1 pseudogene is annotated in these 416 nt (G+C 62.5%); it reads left to right on the forward strand.

Annotated features, from left to right (window positions below):
• A pseudogene (locus OR16_RS37530) lies at positions 1 to 305 on the forward strand (amino acid ABC transporter ATP-binding protein); the annotation flags it as partial.
• Positions 306 to 416 lie beyond the last annotated feature (111 nt).

The following is a 416-nucleotide window of genomic DNA, read 5'->3' on the forward strand; positions in this document are numbered from 1 at the left end:
GCGTGGCGATTGCCCGCGCGCTGTCGATGGATCCGATCTGCATGCTGTTCGATGAGCCCACTTCCGCGCTGGACCCGGAAATGGTCAACGAAGTGCTGGACGTGATGGTGCAGCTGGCGCAGGAGGGCATGACCATGATGTGCGTGACCCACGAAATGGGTTTTGCGCGCAAGGTCGCCAACCGCGTGATCTTCATGGATCAGGGCAAGATCGTCGAGGACTGCGCCAAGGAGGAATTCTTCGGCAACATCGAAGCGCGCTCCGAGCGGGCCAGGCAGTTCCTGTCGAAGATCCTGCATCACTGATGCGTTGCCGCCGCCCAGCACCGATGGGCGGCAGGCAGGATGCAAAAAGGGACGCCGAGGCGTCCCTTTTTGTTTGGAGCGTGGCGCTGCCGCAGGCTCAGGTGCAGGCGC

This window comes from Cupriavidus basilensis OR16, assembly GCF_000243095.1.
Classification (GTDB): domain Bacteria; phylum Pseudomonadota; class Gammaproteobacteria; order Burkholderiales; family Burkholderiaceae; genus Cupriavidus; species Cupriavidus basilensis_D.